General features: G+C 69.1%; 13 protein-coding genes. 3 read left to right on the forward strand and 10 right to left on the reverse strand.

Features of this window, described 5'->3' with window-relative positions:
* Complete coding sequence (locus ACYQZ5_RS08240; protein ID WP_379731390.1) at positions 1–3,213, reverse strand: formate dehydrogenase subunit alpha; 3,213 nt, start codon at positions 3,211–3,213, stop codon at positions 1–3.
* 273 nt (positions 3,214–3,486) lie between these two features.
* Between ACYQZ5_RS08240 and ACYQZ5_RS08245 the strand changes: the two genes are divergently transcribed.
* The gene (locus ACYQZ5_RS08245) at positions 3,487–5,604 is read left to right on the forward strand and encodes a hydrogenase iron-sulfur subunit (RefSeq protein ID WP_459845794.1); all 2,118 of its coding nucleotides are present in this window, start codon (positions 3,487–3,489) and stop codon (positions 5,602–5,604) included.
* 3 nt (positions 5,605–5,607) lie between these two features.
* Positions 5,608–6,234 carry a TorD/DmsD family molecular chaperone gene (locus ACYQZ5_RS08250; RefSeq protein ID WP_379732821.1) on the forward strand — a complete coding sequence of 209 codons (627 nt, stop codon included), beginning with the start codon at positions 5,608–5,610 and terminating at the stop codon, positions 6,232–6,234.
* Between the two features lie 618 nt (positions 6,235–6,852).
* Here the strand turns inward: ACYQZ5_RS08250 and ACYQZ5_RS08255 are convergent.
* The 8 genes from ACYQZ5_RS08255 to ACYQZ5_RS08290 form a co-directional block, all read right to left on the reverse strand.
* Entirely contained in the window at positions 6,853–7,044 is a 192-nt protein-coding gene (locus ACYQZ5_RS08255; RefSeq protein ID WP_379732692.1) for a hypothetical protein, read from the reverse strand.
* A 39-nt stretch (positions 7,045–7,083) separates the two neighbouring features.
* Positions 7,084–7,443: a hypothetical protein gene (locus ACYQZ5_RS08260; protein WP_379732691.1), complete on the reverse strand. Its 360-nt coding sequence runs from the start codon at positions 7,441–7,443 to the stop codon at positions 7,084–7,086.
* Positions 7,443–7,586, reverse strand: coding sequence for a hypothetical protein (locus tag ACYQZ5_RS08265; protein WP_379732690.1), 144 nt, complete (start codon positions 7,584–7,586; stop codon positions 7,443–7,445). The genes ACYQZ5_RS08260 and ACYQZ5_RS08265 overlap by 1 nt, the downstream gene beginning before the upstream one ends.
* Positions 7,586–7,846, reverse strand: coding sequence for a hypothetical protein (locus ACYQZ5_RS08270; protein WP_379732689.1), 261 nt, complete (start codon positions 7,844–7,846; stop codon positions 7,586–7,588). The genes ACYQZ5_RS08265 and ACYQZ5_RS08270 overlap by 1 nt, the downstream gene beginning before the upstream one ends.
* Before the next feature lie 48 nt (positions 7,847–7,894).
* Entirely contained in the window at positions 7,895–8,851 is a 957-nt protein-coding gene (locus tag ACYQZ5_RS08275; protein ID WP_459845797.1) for a DUF7124 domain-containing protein, read from the reverse strand.
* On the reverse strand, positions 8,848–10,704 hold the full coding sequence (locus ACYQZ5_RS08280) for an aldehyde ferredoxin oxidoreductase family protein (RefSeq protein ID WP_459845800.1): 1,857 nt from the start codon (positions 10,702–10,704) through the stop codon (positions 8,848–8,850). The genes ACYQZ5_RS08275 and ACYQZ5_RS08280 overlap by 4 nt, the downstream gene beginning before the upstream one ends.
* A gap of 87 nt (positions 10,705–10,791) precedes the next feature.
* Positions 10,792–12,039: an orc1/cdc6 family replication initiation protein gene (locus ACYQZ5_RS08285; RefSeq protein WP_459845802.1), complete on the reverse strand. Its 1,248-nt coding sequence runs from the start codon at positions 12,037–12,039 to the stop codon at positions 10,792–10,794.
* Between the two features lie 362 nt (positions 12,040–12,401).
* Positions 12,402–13,892 (reverse strand): aldehyde dehydrogenase family protein, encoded by a 1,491-nt coding sequence (locus tag ACYQZ5_RS08290; protein WP_379732178.1) that lies wholly within the window; start codon positions 13,890–13,892, stop codon positions 12,402–12,404.
* A gap of 169 nt (positions 13,893–14,061) precedes the next feature.
* Here ACYQZ5_RS08290 and ACYQZ5_RS08295 point away from each other — a divergent pair, with 169 nt between their 5' ends.
* Positions 14,062–14,478, forward strand: a complete 417-nt coding sequence (locus ACYQZ5_RS08295; RefSeq protein WP_379732177.1) for a Rieske (2Fe-2S) protein — start codon at positions 14,062–14,064, stop codon at positions 14,476–14,478.
* A 142-nt stretch (positions 14,479–14,620) separates the two neighbouring features.
* Here the strand turns inward: ACYQZ5_RS08295 and sod are convergent, their stop codons facing one another.
* Positions 14,621–15,223 carry a superoxide dismutase [Mn] gene (sod, locus tag ACYQZ5_RS08300; RefSeq protein WP_379818861.1) on the reverse strand — a complete coding sequence of 201 codons (603 nt, stop codon included), beginning with the start codon at positions 15,221–15,223 and terminating at the stop codon, positions 14,621–14,623.
* Positions 15,224–15,293 lie beyond the last annotated feature (70 nt).

Here is a 15,293-nt window from a genome sequence, read left to right on the forward strand (position 1 = left end):
TTACTGAACCGTCGTGTTGTCGCGGGTGTCGAAGTCCTTCTGCTGGCCGAAGCCCGCCTCGTCCTGCGGGAACGTGAACGTCTCCAGATCGACGTCCATGTTCAGCTCGTCGACCAGCTCCTGTGTGGCGGGGCGGACTTTCGCCAGCGCCGCCTTCGTCTCCTGCATCTGTGTCTCCACGTCGTACCCGCGCGAGGTGATGAAGTTCACCGAGTCGCCGATGGCGAACGGCTCGTTGCCGTCGGGGTACTTATCGAGCAGGCTCTCACCTTTCGCGATGCCGCCCCAGTGGTACGGGAGGAAGATCTCTTCCTCCTCCGGTCCGTGGCCGGGGCGCGGCGTGACGCGGGACTTCACCAAGACGGACCCGCGGTCCGTCGTGGAGACGACGACGAGGTCGCCGCCGTCGATCCCCATCTCCTCGGCCATGTTCGGGTGGATCTCCACGTACATGTGGGGCTGGAGGTCGGCCAGGTACTCGTTGGAGCGGGACTCTGCCCCGCCACCCTGGTGTTCGACCTGCCGCCCGGTCGTCATGACCGTGCTGAACGCCGACTCGTCGCCCGGATCGTTCGCGGCCGCGGTCGCGCGCTCCTGGACCGCCGCGTTGTTCTGGTCGAGCCGGTAGAAGTTGGTCTGCTGCCCGTTCGCGGGCCAGTCCTCCACGAGGTCGGGACGGGGGCTCTCGACCGGCTCCCGGTGAACCGGGACCGTGTCGAGGAAACCCCAGACCACACCGCGTGCGCGGCCACGCCCGGTCGGCGCGTCCGGCTGGGCGTAGTCGTACTGCTCGTACCAGTCCTCGTCGAAGTCCGTCCCGTAGCGCTCGTTCATCGCGACCGCCGTGTCGTAGACGGACTGGTTCGGATCGAGCGCGTACGCGTACGGCAGCGAGAGCTGGTCCGGGTTGGAGTAGTCCTCCGGCAGCGTCGTCGCGAAGCCGGGGTACTGCGGGACGCCCTGAACCTCGCCGTCGAAGTCGGACTCCCACTCGGGCTCGTAGGGGTCACGCAGGAGGTTCAGGCCCTCTTCGCCGTCCTGATCGTACGTCTCCTGCATCGGGTACTCCTTGTCCCCGACGTCCATCTCCTCCCACTCCTCGGGTGTCGGGGCCTGTACCCCCCACCGGGCGCGGAAGTCCTGCCCGCCGTTTCGCGGGTCGAGGTCGTCGTTCCAGATGATCGGGGTGCCGGGATGACCCTCGCCCCAGCAGGGCCACGGGAGCTGCCAGAACTCCCCGGAGACGGGGAGTCCCTCCTCCTCACAGCGGAGGTTGTCCGTGGAGAACGCGTAGTCGTACTCCTGCTGCTCCTGCAGGCGTTCGGGATCCTGCTGGTAGCCGATCGTCCGGACGCCGAGGTTGACCTCCCGGAGCACCTCCTCGTAGGTGCTCTTGCCGTTGTACAGCCCGGGGCCGGAGCCCCAGTCGAAGTGGTCGCCGAAGCCGAAGCGGGCCGCGAGCTCCTGCATGATCTCGAGGTCCGGCTTCGTGTTGTGCGACGGCGGTCGCACCGGCTCGGACCACTGGACCGAACGGTGGGAGTTCGTCAGCGAGCGGTGGTGCTCGTACTGCGAGGCCGCCGAGAGGATCACGACGTTGTCCTGATCGGAGAGCACCGACGCCACCGAGGGGAACACGTCGACGACGACGACCAGATCCATCCGGTCCATCGCGTCCTTCATCTTCTGCATCTCCGAGATGGAGTTCAGCGAGTGGCCCCAGATGACGACGGCCTTCAGCTCGTCGGGCTGGTACAGCGGCGTCTCGTTGAGCCGCTCCTCCTGGGGGAGTCCGCCGTCGAACCACCGCGCGACGGTCATCCCCTTCTGGAACATCATCGAGCGGTCGTTCGGGAACGTCTCGTCGACCTCCCCTTCACCCGACTGCCGGGCGTACTTCTCCTCCGGCATCAGGTCGTACTCGTCGTACAGCTCCTCGAAGGTGATCTCCCCGCTCGTGTACGGGCTTTTGCTCCAGACGTCAGTCCAGTAGCGCCACGAGCCGGGCGAGCCGACCGAGTAGTAGCCGGGCAGGATGTGGCTCGCGACCGCGAGGTCGGTCGCCCCCTGCACGTTCGCGTGGCCACGCATGACCTGCAGGCCGCCGCCGGAACGGGCGGCGCTCCCGGAGGCCAGCGAGGTGAGCGCGTAGGAACGGATGTTCTGGGTCCCGTTGTTGTGCTGGGTGCCGCCCATCGCCCACTCGATCTGGACGTTCGGCGCGTTCTCGGCGATCAGGTCGCCGAGCTCCCGAATCTGCTCCTGACTGACCCAGGTGATGTCCTCGACGGTTTCGAGGTCGTACTGGTCGAGTTCGGCCTCGACGTCCGGCCAGCCCATGACCCGCTCTTCGAGCATCTCCCGGTCGAGGTTCTGCTCGTCCCGGAGATACTTCATCAGCCCCATCATCAGGGCCACGTCGGTACCGGGCCGCATCCGGTAGTAGTAGTCACCCTTCGCCGCGGTCTTGGTGAACCGCGGATCGACCACCGCGATGTCGCCCCCGCGCTTCTGGCCCTCGAGGATGTGCTGCATCGCGATCGGGTGGGCCTCGGCCGGGTTCTGGCCGATGATGATGTTGAGGTCGAAGTTGCGGTAGTCGTTGATCGTGTTGGTCATCGCCCCGTAACCCCACGTGTTCGCGAGGCCGGCGACGGTGGTGGAGTGACAGATCCGGGCCTGGTGGTCCACGTTGTTCGTCCCGAACAGGCTGCTCAGCTTTCGGAACGCGTAGGACTCCTCGTTGGAGAAGTGGGCCGACCCCATCCACATGACCGAGTCGGGACCGTGCTCCTCCCGGATCTGGTTGATCTCGTCCGCGACCTTGTCGAGCGCCTCGCTCCAGCCGGCCTTGCGCCAGCTGTCGCCGTCCTTGATCAGCGGATGCTTGAGACGGCGTTCGGAGTGTTCACTCCCGTAGATCGCGGCGCCCTTCGAGCAGAGCGAGCCGTTGTTTATCGGGTTCTCGTGCCAGGGCTCCTGCCCGACGAAGGCGTTGCCCTTGCGTTCGCCCCGGAACCCACACCCGACGGCACAGAAGTTACAGACCGTCTTGGTGAGTTCGCCCTCTTCGTCGGTTCCGTCGACCTCCCCGTCGCTTTGTGCGAGTGCCTGTCCCGCGCCGCCGCCCCCGAGGGCTACTGCGCCGGCCAGCGCGCTCGCCTTCAGGAACGACCTGCGGTCCAGGTCGAGGGAGACTGGTTGTGAACTCATTGTTGTATCATGTCGCACCGACGATGCGTGCCGGTGCGAATTAACGGATACATGAACGGGTACTCCTTCAATCCATCGCACGGCAGTACCGGGGTTTGGAGACGAATCGACACGATTCTCGCTCGAAATGAAACTGTTTACCGCAACATCGTCCCCGATTTCCGCTATCGCGAAACGGGTATGCCGAACCCCACGGGTATTTTTTCGGCCAGCCAAAATCAAAACTGCCCGTGTCGCAAGCCCTATTGGGAGCGGTGGGTAAGCGCTCGGACGATGAAGGTAGGCGCGTTCGTCTGCGACTGCGGCGCCCCCGACGCCATCGACGCCGAGGGCGTCAGGGAGGGCGTCGGCGACGAGGACGTGGAGGTGGTCGCGAGCGCGAGCCACCTCTGTGGCGACGGCCTCGGGAAGGCCGCCGCCGTCGTCGAGGAGTACGACCTCGATCACGTGGTCGCGACCGCCCCCGACGCCGGCTGTCAGCGGCGGATCCAAGAGATGGCCGAGGCGCAGGGACTCCACCCCGACGCCACGGCGTTCGTCGACCACCGCGAGGGGTCGGGCTGGGTCCACGACACCGCCGAAGCGACCGAGAAGACCGCCCGCACCATCGACGCGACCGTGGCCGGCCTGCGCGAGGAGGCGCCCTCGCGCACGGTGTCGAAGGAGGCCGGCGACCACGTGGTCGTCGTCGGCGACGCCGCCGCCGCGGAGTCGCTGTCGGGCCGCGCCGACGTGACGCTGCTCGCCAACGGGCTGGACTTCGGCGAGCCGGAACACGACCTCGATGACGTGGATGTCGAGCGCGGCCGCGTGCGCGACCTCTCGGGATCGTTCGGCGAGTTCGAACTCACCGTCGAGGCCCGCGTCACCGAGGACTGCATCGGCTGCATGGAGTGTGTCAAGCAGGGCCCGGACGAGGCGGTCAGCTCCTACCCGGTCGACATCGCGCCGGACGCGCCCGACGGGGAGTATCTGGACTGCTGCCCGGTCGACGCCATCGAGCCTGAAGGCGTCGAGCGCACGATCGAGGCCGATCAGGTGGTGTACCCCGGCGGGCCGACGCGGGGTCGCGGGGGCCAACTGGGCTACTTCTCGCACTTCGACGGCGGCGTCGCCGCGGCCGTCGAGAGCCAGCTCGGCGGGATCTCCAAGCCCCAGCACCTCGACATCGACATGAATCTCTGTGCCTCGGGCGACTCCGGCGTCGAGGGCTGTACGCGCTGTACCGAGGCCTGTCCCCACGAGGCCGTCTCCCGGCCCGCGGTGGACGAAGTCGCGTTCGACGAGACCGCCTGTATGGACTGTGGCGCGTGTACGTCCGCGTGTCCCACGGGCGCGGTCGAACTCCGGGAGCCGTCGAACGAACGTCTCGCGCGCGAGGTCGAATCCCTGCTCGACATGGAGGAGGGAGGTCGGCTCTCGAGCTTCTTCGGCGGCGACAGCGGTATCGAGTCGCCGGTGATCGCGTTCGTCTGTTCCGAGCAGGCGGCCGACGCGCTGGAGAGCTACGGGCGGCGCGCGGGCCGCGGCGAGGACATCTCCTACCAGCCGATCCTCCCGGTCCGCGTGAACTGTACGGACACGGTCGGCGAGGCGCAGGTGCTCCACGCGCTCGCGGCCGGCGCCGACGGCGTCGCGATCGTCGGCTGTGGCGACGACTGTCTCCACTCCGGTCCCGACCCGAAGGCCGAACTGGTCGAGCGGATGAACATCGCCACGAACGATCTGGAGCTCGGCGCGCGGACCGCGTTCTTCGCGCCCGCCGGCGACGACCCCGCGAGCTTCGCCGACGAGCTCGACGGGTTCGTCGAGGGGCTGGAACCGTCGCCGCTCCCGACCGGCGAGCACGAGGCCACCGGCACCGGGCGGCCGGACTCCCCCCGCGAGCCGTTCACGACCCACGACTGGGCGCTGGAGTCGCTGCGCCGGATTCTGGCCGCGACCGACCCGGACCGCGACGTGATCCGCGGGCTGGACACGTTCGGCCGGATGGAGGTCTCCGACGACTGCAACCTCACGCCCACCTGTTCGACGCTCTGTCCCACCGACGCCATCCAGCGGACCGGCGACGGCGAACTGCAGTTCAACCACGCCGACTGCGTGAACTGCGGGCTCTGTGAGAGCGGCTGTCCGGAGGGCGCCATCACCATCGAGCCCGGGCTGGAGCGCTCGCGCCTGCCGGAGAACCGCGACGGCGAGGAGTGGGAGCCGGTCTTCGAGGGCGAGATGATCGAGTGTGTGCGCTGTGGCACTCCCTTCACCAGCCGCGGGTCGATGGAGAAGGTGCAGGACGAGGTCGGCGACCTCGTCGAGGGCGTCGCCGGCGACACCGAGCACAGTATCTTCGAGTACTGCGACGAGTGCCGCGCGCAGATCGTGTTTCAGGGGTAACTAATGGACGAAACCGCCGTTTACGACGCACGTATCGAACTGGTCGACTTCGTGATCGAAGTGTTCCACGACACGCCCGACGAGGCGTTCATCGAACGCCTGCTCGCGGGCGAGATCGAGACGCCCGGCGACGAAGTCAACGACCACCTCGACGCCGGCTTCGCCGCGCTGGAGGAGTTCATCGAGGAAAACGAGGGGCGCGATCCCGCGGAGGTGACAAACGAACTCGCCAAGGAGTACACCGCGCTGATGGTCGGTCCCCGGCCGAACGTGCTCCCCCACGAGACGTACTACCGGGACGACACCGAGTTCATCGGCGAGGGGCTGGCCGACGTGGAGGCCAGCTACGGTGCTGCGGGCTGGAACCCGCCGGAGGAGTACGGCGAGGAGAACGACCACATCGCCGTGGAGTTCGCGTTCCTGCGGAACCTGATCGAGCGCCAGCGCGCCGGGCAGGACGAGACCGTCGGCTTCGAGCGCGTGTTCCTCGACGAGCACCTGCTGACGTGGCTGGAGCAGTTCACCGACCACATCGCGGAGGAGACCGACGAGCAACTGTTCGTCGCCGGCGCGCGGATCGCCGCCGGGACTGCGGCGTTCGAGGACGAGATCGTGGCGCAGTTGCTGTAGTTCTCGGTCTTCGTTTCGTTACTTCGTTCGTGAGTGGGCACGGTAGTTGCTCGTTTAACGGCGATCACGACCGCGGAGTTGGCTGCCTCTATCTTCGCTACATCCACGATGAATGCGACCGCGGAGTGAGCATGGCCACTTGTAACCGCAACCGCCCCGCACAGCCCTCACTCCTCCCCAGCCGACTCCCTCCTTCGCTTCGCTCAGTCGGTCGTCCCTCGCGTGCTCGTTCGCGCACGGAGGCGTCGTGCGGGCGACCCATGCGTCGCCCGCACGGCCAGCGAGACCCTCGGTCTCGCCCTGCTCACGTCGCGCGCCACCGCAGCCGCGGTGCGGTCGCGGTGGACGCCTCGCGGCCGCCGACTGTCGCCGGCCCGCGGGGGGGAGGGGTGGGGATACGGGGCTGCGCCGGGCTTCATGCCCGGCGCACTGCAGTTACAAGTGGTCAAGCATCGAGATGCTGTCGCGGATGCTGCTTCAGTGGCCAACGATCGGGACGCTATCGCGGTCGCTGTTCCAGAAATCGACGACCGAAACGCGATCGCCGTTCCAGAAGCTATCGAGTCGAACTGCGATCCGCAAAAACGACGGGACGGCGAAGCCGAACCGTCGACCGCGTTACTCGTCGTCGTCTTCGAGGTCGTCGACCGAGGTCGCGAAGTCGCCGTCCTCGTACTTCTCGAAGTCGATCGTACCGTCGACCTCGCCCGTGTTGATCTCGTGTGGGCCGCGCTCGTACTCCCAGACCTCGTAGTCGCCGAAGGCATCCATCGCGCCCTCCGGACGCCAGCCACTATCCTTGAAAGCCATACACGGGGTCAAGAGCCGACGGGGCTTAGTCGTTTTCCCTCACCAGTCGTCGGCGTCGACCGGCGCGCCCGGACCGGCACCCGGCTGGATCGAGTCCTCGGGGAGGAACGTCCGGGCGAACAGTTCGAGGTGAAGCCCGAGCACGGCGCTCGGGTCGGCGTCGACGCGCTCGGCCTGCTCTTCGAGCAACGCCTCAAGTTCGTCGCTCGGCGCGTAGTGGAGCGTCCGATCGTCGAGTTCGAACTCGATCTCGGTCGTGCCGGAGGCGAGGTGTTCAACCTCCAGCAGCGCCTGTTCGAGCTTCTGCTCCAGCGCGTCGTCGTCGTCGAGCATCCGCTGGTCGGCCCACTCCGACGCCGCGTCGGCGAGCCGGTCGCCGATTTCGACTGCCAGCGCCATCAGAACGACACCCCCTGGGCCTCGCCCTCGAAGGCGGGCTCCCAGCGCGTCACCGCCTCACAGACGGGACACTGGGTGTCCACGGGACCGGTCTCGCCGCCGAACCGCGCCATCGAGTCGCACTCGGTACAGACGTACTGCATTATGCGTCTTCGGGCGGCCACGTCTCCGGCGCCGGCTCGTCGTGCTCGATCGCGCCCAGCAGCGCGATCGCGAGCACGATGCCGATACCCATCACGAGCACGCCGACGATCCCCGCACCGGGGGTCATGCCGAACGGCTCGGGGTTCCAGTAGTCGAACTGACCCAGCACGCGGGCGGTGGAGAACACCGTCCACGCGATAGCGGCCAGAACGGCCAGCGTCAGGAAGCTTGACTGTTCGAACGCCTCTTTCAGACTCATACCCACCCAATTGGACTGTCGAGTCAAAAACCCACGGGTCGCGGACGGTCAGTTCTCGTCCAACTCCCAGCCGGCCTCCTCCGCGGCGGTCTCCAGCGGGACGAACTCCCAGTCGGCCTCCTGCGCCCACGCCTGCTCGCGCTCGTCGACGCCGACGAGCACCATCCGCTCGGCGTAGAACATCGAGTTCGGCCCCACCGCCGCGAGCCGCTCGGCCGGCCCGGTGCCGGAGCCGTTGAAGAAGTCCAGATCCAGCACGTTGTCGCGCTGGTACTTGTTGATCGTCGACGCGTCCACGTCGCCGACGATGCCGAGGTAGTCCGTCCAGTTCTCGGCGTCGGCCAACGCGGCGTGGACGTTCGCGAGCCGCCGGATCGCGCGGTAGGAGAACGCCATCGTCATGTCCGCGGTCCGGGTCGGCGCCGAGCCGTGGGAGGCCGCGCCGGGCGTCGACTCGGACTGCTGTACCGGCTGGGCGTTCTCCCACTCCTCGCCGCGGGAGTGCCCGCCCGCGCTCGTCCGACTCGCGCTCGGGGTCGCGCCGTCGCCGCCCCCCGGCGTTCCGGGCTGGGGGCTGTCGGCGTCGGCCTCGGTCGCGTCCCCGGAGGCGCCGTGCTCCCGGGCAGCCTCCCCCCACGCCCGACTGGGCGTGTCGCCGGTGTTCGCGGGGTCGCCGCTCCGCTCGGCCTCCTCACGCTCGGCGTCGTCGGTCGACGGGACGCCGCCGGTCGGCGCGTCGCCCGAACTCGCCGGGCCGCCGCCCGCGCCGCCGCTGTCGACGGGGACGCCCACCGGCTTGTCGTCGTTCTCCCGCGGGATGCGCGGGGTCGCGGTGCCGGTGTCCGCGAAGTCGTCGGCGCCGATGTCGACGCTCCGCTCGGGGGGCGCCGGCTCCTCGTCCGGCGAGCCCTCGCCGCGCCAGAGCCAGTCGCCGGGGTTGGGTCGGTCCTCGTCGCGCTCCTCCTCGGGCTGTTCGACGTCGTCGAGATCGATCCTGTCGGTCATTCTGTCTGGGTGTCGTCGGGTACTGTCGCGTCGCCGGCGGGCGCCGGGGCGTCGGTCGAGAGCGGCGTTTCGGCGTCGATCACGTCGTCGAGGTCGAGCGCCGCGACGAGCGCCCGGGTCGGGAGGCCGTCGCGGCCCCAGCCGCGGTACTCGTAATAGGCCTCGAGGGTGCGCTCGAACGCCGCGGGGTCGATCGCGGCGCCGTCCTCGCGGGCCTGTCGCAACCGGGCGGGCAGTTCATCGTCCGCGCGGTCGAACCCCTCGCGGGCGTTGAACAGTCGGACCAGCGTCCAGATGCGCTCGCCGGTTCGGGCCAGTGAGGCGGCGTCGTGGTCGATGCCGACCGCGCGGAGCCACTCTGCGCCCAGATCCTCCCGGAGCACGTCGCCGAGGAAGTCGTCGGCGACGAGGCTCCAGAGCACCGAGCGGGCGGTCTGTGCCTCCGCGACCTCGCGGACGGTCTCGGCGCGGCTCCGGTCGTGGAACACCTCCTCCTCGACGGGCCGGGCGCGGCGGTGACAGCCGCCGCGGTCGCTGGTCGCGTAGGCCAGCGCCATCCCCTCGGCGCCACGGGGGTCGTACCCCGGCAGCGCCATGGCCTTCACCGTCGGCACCAGTTCCTCGCCGGAGAGGTCGGCGTCGCCGGTGTCCTCGTCAGGGTCGGCGCCGTCTCGGCCGTTCCGTTCGACGAACGCGGCGGCCTCGGCGACCCCCTGTGCGAGCGCGTCCGCCAGCGGGTCCTCGCGGCGGGCGATCCGCTCCACGAGTTCGCGTGCGGCCTCGTCGTCGCCGAACTCGACTGACTCGTCGACGACGCCGGCCTCCGCGGCGAGGACGGTCCAAGAGACGGCGCTGCCGGACTCGATCACGTCGACGCCGAGGCGGTCACACGCCGCGCCCAGCGCCGCGACCGCGTCGAAGTCGTCGATCCCGAGGCCGGCGCCGAGGCTGATCGGCGTCGCGCCGCGGGGGACGCTCTCGCCCTCCTCGGTGTCGACTCGGAAGCCGCCGGGCACGCGGTCGTCCTCGCGCTCGCGCTCGATCGCGGCGTCGCGCGCGGCGCCGATCCCGACGCCTTCGCTCCCGTCGAACCGGCCGGCCTGCCAGCCCTCGGTCGCGAGCGCGCCCACCTCGTCGGCGAACTCGACGGACTCGAGGGTGCCGCTGGCGGCCTGCCAGCGACCGGTCGCGTGGTCAGCGTACTCCGCGTCGGTCCGCTCCCGCAGTTCCTCGATCGCGGGCGGAATCTCGGGCCGGTCGCCGCGAGCGACGACCGCCTTCAGCCGCTTCGCGCCCATCACGGCGCCGACGCCGCCGCGGCCCGCGTGGTGGTCGCCGGCGTCGGACGCGACGGTCGCGTACGCGACCTCGTTCTCGCCCGCGGGACCGATACAGGCGACGCTCGCGTCGGGGTAGGCCTCGGCGGTCTCGACGGTGTCGGCGCCCCAGTTCTCGGCCGGGACGAGTTCGGCGTCGCCGTCCTCGACGACCAGCGTCGTCGGCTCGTCGGCGACCCCCTGCACGATCACGGCCAGACAGTTCGGCAGCGCGCCGGCGAGCGCGAGCGGGAACTGCCCGCCGGCGTAGGAGTCGAGGAAGCCCCCCGTCAGCGGCGACTTCGTCACCGCGGCGTAGCGCGTCTCGCCCGGGAGGTAGCCCGACAGCGGACCGAGCGCGAAACAGAGCCGGTTCTCCGGCCCCAGCGGGTCGGCGCCGGCCGGCAGCTCCTCGTAGAGGTAGCGTGCGCCCAGCCCCTTCCCGCCGAGGTAGCGCCGGCGCCACCGCTCGGGGACGGGCTCCTCAGTGACCGCCCCGCGGGTGAGGTCGACGCGAAGTACCGACTCCCGTTGCATCTGTGGTTTCCAGGGCGGGCACGGCTAAAAGGGTTGCTCGACAGTGCGACTGCCACTGCCGATCCGCGCCCGGAGCGAGTCGTCGGATCAGGCCAGCGAGACGGAGATGCGGTCGGAGTCCTCGACGATGTCGACGATCGCCTCGTGGACGCCGACCTGATCCACCAGATCCGACATCGCCGCGAGCACCAGTTCGGCGCCGTGGGAGAGCTCGTGGGCGCGGTACTGCCCGCCGGCGAGGCCGTCGTTGTGGTGGCTCGAAGCCGTGATCCCCAGCCCCTCGATCTCGCCGAGGAAGTCCCGGACCCGGCGCGTGGTTCGGGCGTCGTGGGGCGCGCTCTTGCAGAGTTCGGCGTAGCGCTCGTAGATGTCCTGTGAGCGGGCCGGCGTCTCGCCGGCGGCCTGCAGCGTAACGAGCGCGTACAGCACCAGCTTGTGCTGGTCGGCGAGGTCGGCGATGCCGTCCATCACCTCCTCGCGTTCGAGTTCGCGGCGGGCCTCCTCGACGTGTTCGGCGGTGACGGTGTCGGCGTTGTCCGCCCGCGCGAGGTCGGCCGCGGCCCGCAGCAGGTCGAGCGCCTTCCGGGCGTCGCCGCCGTCCTTGGCGCCGTAGGCCGAACAGAGCGGCACGACCTCCGCGGCGAGCGCGTCGTCGTAGAACGCCGCGTCGGCGCGCTGGGCGAGCACCTGCTCCAGTTCGCCGGCGTCGTACGGCGGGAACCGGATGTTCACCTCCGCCAGCGAGGACTTGACCTCCGCCCGGAGGTTCTCCCGGAACGCGAGGTCGTTGCTGATCCCGATGACGCCGACGCGGGCGGCCTCGACGTTGCCGTTCGATCGGGCGCGGGGGAGCTGATAGAGCAGCGTGTCGTCGCCGCCGATGTTGTCCACCTCGTCGAGCACGATCAGGACGGTGCCGCCGATCCCCTCCAGCGCGTCCCAGAGCTGGGAGAGCACCTCGTGCATCGGGTGACCGGTGTTGGAGATGCTCTCGCCGGGCGGGCGGAGCTTGTTGACGAGGTTGATCGCGACCTGGTAGCTGCTCGTGAGTCCCTCGCAGTTGAGTTCGACCGTCGTCAGGTCGACCTCGTAGGTGCCGGCGTCGGCCTCCAGCTGTTCGAGCAGGTACCGCGTCACGGCGGTCTTCCCCACCCCCGTCTTGCCGTAGACGAAGATGTTGTTCGGGTCCTCGTTGTTGATCACGGGCTGGAGCGCGGTGTGGTACCGGGCGATCTCGTCGTCGCGGCCGACCAGCTCCGTCGGCGTGTACTCCTCGGAGAGTCGGTCCCGGTCGCGGTAGAGCGAGTCGTCCGGGCTGAAGCTGATGTCTGGCATGTGTTAGCAGGCGAAGTTTCCGGTGGCGAACCGCCGACCACCGTTTCCGCAGTTTCCTACGGGAGTGGGGTTTCCGATGCTGTAAGTAGCTGTCGGACCGACCCGAACCGGCGGTTCGGCCCGGGGGAGAGAGACACCACCGTTTCCAGTGCTTTCCCGGGACGGGCTGCGGGGGGCGACGCCGAACGATCGGTGGATACGGAAGGATTGATTAGGCGGGTGGGAGAGTTAGTCCGTACGGCAGTCCTCTCCCGCGGTCCGGGGCGCGTATCGCGCCGCGGACTCGGCCGGATCGTGCTCCGAGAGCGAGAGCACCGGAAACGGTGGTCTCTCTCCCCGTGCGGGTCGGGGCCGCAGCGACCTCAGAACGGGTAGTCGCGAGGCTCCGTCTGGACCGAGATCCACTTCGTCTCGGTCACCTCGTCGAGGAACGCGTCGCTGTTGTAGCCGCCGACGCCGGAGGCGCCGATCCCGCTGAAGGGGACGTGTGCCTCGTCGTTGATGGGCTGGTCGTTGATGTGGACGTTGCCCGTCTCCATCCCGTGGGCGATCTCCTCGGCGACCCCGAGGTCGCCGGCGTGGACCGAGCCCGAGAGGCCGTACTCGGTGTCGTTCGCGAGTTCGATCGCCTCGTCGACGGTCGAGAACGGGATCACGGGCGCGATCGGGCCGAAGTGCTCGTTGCACGCGGCCGGCATCTCCATCGTCACGTCCGAGAGCACGGTCGGCGCGACGACGAGCGAGTCGTCGACGCCCTCCAGATCGACCGTCTCGCCGCCGGTCTCGAGCGTCGCGCCGGCCTCGACGGTCCGCTCGACGTAGTCGAGCATCTCGTCGCGCTGGGACTCGTCGATGATCGGGCCGACGACGGTGCCCTCGTCGTGGGCGCTGCCGACCGGCAGTTCCTCGGCGCGCTCGGTCAGGCGCTCGACGTACTCGTCGTAGACGCTCTCGTGGACGATGTGGCGGTTGATCGAGATGCACACCTGCCCCTGGTGGACGAAGCTGCCGAAGACGGCGCCGTCGATCGCACGATCAAGGTCGGCGTCACCGGTGACGACGTGGGCGTTGTTGCCGCCCAGCTCCATCGCGGGCACCGCGAGGTTCTCGCCGGCGAGGCTGGCGACGTGGCGGCCCACCTCCGTCGAGCCGGTGAACGCGACCACGTCGCTCTCGGGGTGGCTGGCCACGCGGTCGCCGATCTCGCTACCCTTGCCGACGACGACGTTCAGCACGCCCTCGGGGAGGCCGGCTTCCTCGAACAGCTTCGCGAACAGCAGCCCGCCCGTGATCGGGGAGTTGGTCGAGGGCTTGAGGACGACGCTGTTGCCGGCGGCGATCGCGGGCGCGACCGCCCGCATCGAGAGGTTCAACGGGAAGTTCCACGGCGAGATCACCGTCACCACGCCCTTCGGCTCGCGGTAGAGGCGGTTCTCCTTGCCCGGGATGTTCGACGCGGCGGTCTCGCCCTTCATCCGCCGGGGGAGCGTCGCCGCCTCGCCGGCGTGGTCGGTGGCGATCTGGATCGAGGTCTGGCCCATCGCGGGCGAGCCGCCGACCTCGTGGGTCAGCAGCGACGTGATCTCCTCTTCGTACTCCTCCAGCAGTCCGAGGAGGTTCTGGATTACTTCCGCGCGCCGCGCGGGCGGCTGCTCGGCCCAGGACTCCTGGGCCTCGGCGGCGGCCTCGTAGGCGGCGTCCACGTCGGCCTCGACGCCGGCGGGGACCTCGGTGACGATCTCCCGGGTCGAGGGATCCTCGACGTCGATGGTCTCGCCGCTCTCGCTCGGGACGAACTCGCCGTCGATGTACTGGCTGGCCCAGTCGGCGTCGATAGTGAACTCGGTGCTCATCGGTGATTTACCGTACGGTCAAGACCCGGATAAGCGACACGGCGACGGTGGTCGGGACCGCTACCGACGGTGTCCTTTCGGGGGTGAGTCGCGTACCGCGGGGACAGTGAACGGGCGGCCGAGCGCCACGGGCGCTACGCTTTTGGTTCGCGGCGACGAGGTGCCGGCGATGCCCGAGGGAACACGGATCGCGGCGGTCGACGCCGTGCCGGAGCGCGGCTCCTACCTGTTCAGCGTCGAGGACGCGTTCACCAACGAGCGCGAGGCGATCCTCGTCCCTTGCGAGGACGAGCCCGGCGTCGAGGCGTGGCTCAACAACTGCCCTCACGAGGACCAGCGGTTCGACCGCGGCGACGGCGCGGCGATGCGGGACGGCGAGATCATCTGCCCGAAACACGGCTCGCTGTTCGACGCCTGCGAGGGCGACTGCGGCAACGGTCCGGCCGCCGGCTCGTCGCTCCGCCCGGTCGAGATCGCCGTCGAGGACGGCGACGTGTTCCTCGTCGACGACGGCTACACCTACCTCAAGGACGGCGGCCTCGACGACGACGAGGGGCCGAGTTCGACCTCCCACCTCTCGTTCTGAGTCGAGCCACGGCTGTCGAAGCTGAAAACGGGGAAAACGCGTTCCGCGGCGGCGGGGTGCCAACCGTCGTGCGTGTCGCCGTCGCCGGAGCGCGCCGGATCGCGGCGTCGGCCGCGACCGCGTGAGGGCCGAAGTTCAGTCGTTACTCGAACAGTTCGACGGCCTGCTCGTAGCGGGCAGACGGCTCCTCCCAGTCGACGACCTCGAAGAACGCGTCGACGAAGTCGCCGCGGGCGGGACCGTAGTCGTAGTAGTAGGAGTGCTCCCAGACGTCGAGCGCGAGGATGGGGTGGCTGCCCCAGAGGGCGCCCTGGTCGTGCTTGTCGACGACGACGTTGCGGAGCTGGTTGCTGTAGGAGTCGTAGACGAGCAGCGCCCAGCCGCCGGCGGCGCCGGCAGCGGCCTCGAACTCGCCCTTCCAGGCCTCGTAGGAGCCGAAGTCCTCCTCGATACGGTCCGCGAGGGCGCCCGACGGCTCGTCGCCGCCCTCGGGGCTCATCGACTGCCAGAACAGATCGTGGAGAATGTGGCCCGAGCCGTTGTGGGTCACGTCGCCGATGGCGCCGGGGGAAGACCCGAACTCGCCGTTCTCGCGGTTCTCCTCGAGCGTCTCCTCGGCGCTGTTCCAGCCGTTGACGTAGCCCTGATGGTGCGTGTCGTGATGCCACGTCAGCACCTGCTCGGAGATCGACGGTTCCAGTGCGTCATACTCGTACGGCAGCGGCGGCAGTTCGTAATCCGTCATGCACTCCATCGTACGGGCCGGGACGGTAAGAGCGTTCCCTGAAACGGATTCAAGTTCGATAGTCGAGAGA

This window comes from Halolamina salina, assembly GCF_054653455.1.

What these genes read in the sequence shown, in the direction of transcription:
- ACYQZ5_RS08240 (WP_379731390.1), bottom strand. Translation starts at nt 3,213, where the DNA reads ATGAGTTCACAACCAGTCTCCCTCGACCTGGACCGCAGGTCGTTCCTG.
- ACYQZ5_RS08245 (WP_459845794.1), top strand. Translation starts at nt 3,487, where the DNA reads ATGAAGGTAGGCGCGTTCGTCTGCGACTGCGGCGCCCCCGACGCCATC.
- ACYQZ5_RS08250 (WP_379732821.1), top strand. Translation starts at nt 5,608, where the DNA reads ATGGACGAAACCGCCGTTTACGACGCACGTATCGAACTGGTCGACTTC.
- ACYQZ5_RS08255 (WP_379732692.1), bottom strand. Translation starts at nt 7,044, where the DNA reads ATGGCTTTCAAGGATAGTGGCTGGCGTCCGGAGGGCGCGATGGATGCC.
- ACYQZ5_RS08260 (WP_379732691.1), bottom strand. Translation starts at nt 7,443, where the DNA reads ATGGCGCTGGCAGTCGAAATCGGCGACCGGCTCGCCGACGCGGCGTCG.
- ACYQZ5_RS08265 (WP_379732690.1), bottom strand. Translation starts at nt 7,586, where the DNA reads ATGCAGTACGTCTGTACCGAGTGCGACTCGATGGCGCGGTTCGGCGGC.
- ACYQZ5_RS08270 (WP_379732689.1), bottom strand. Translation starts at nt 7,846, where the DNA reads ATGAGTCTGAAAGAGGCGTTCGAACAGTCAAGCTTCCTGACGCTGGCC.
- ACYQZ5_RS08275 (WP_459845797.1), bottom strand. Translation starts at nt 8,851, where the DNA reads ATGACCGACAGGATCGATCTCGACGACGTCGAACAGCCCGAGGAGGAG.
- ACYQZ5_RS08280 (WP_459845800.1), bottom strand. Translation starts at nt 10,704, where the DNA reads ATGCAACGGGAGTCGGTACTTCGCGTCGACCTCACCCGCGGGGCGGTC.
- ACYQZ5_RS08285 (WP_459845802.1), bottom strand. Translation starts at nt 12,039, where the DNA reads ATGCCAGACATCAGCTTCAGCCCGGACGACTCGCTCTACCGCGACCGG.
- ACYQZ5_RS08290 (WP_379732178.1), bottom strand. Translation starts at nt 13,892, where the DNA reads ATGAGCACCGAGTTCACTATCGACGCCGACTGGGCCAGCCAGTACATC.
- ACYQZ5_RS08295 (WP_379732177.1), top strand. Translation starts at nt 14,062, where the DNA reads ATGCCCGAGGGAACACGGATCGCGGCGGTCGACGCCGTGCCGGAGCGC.
- sod (WP_379818861.1), bottom strand. Translation starts at nt 15,223, where the DNA reads ATGACGGATTACGAACTGCCGCCGCTGCCGTACGAGTATGACGCACTG.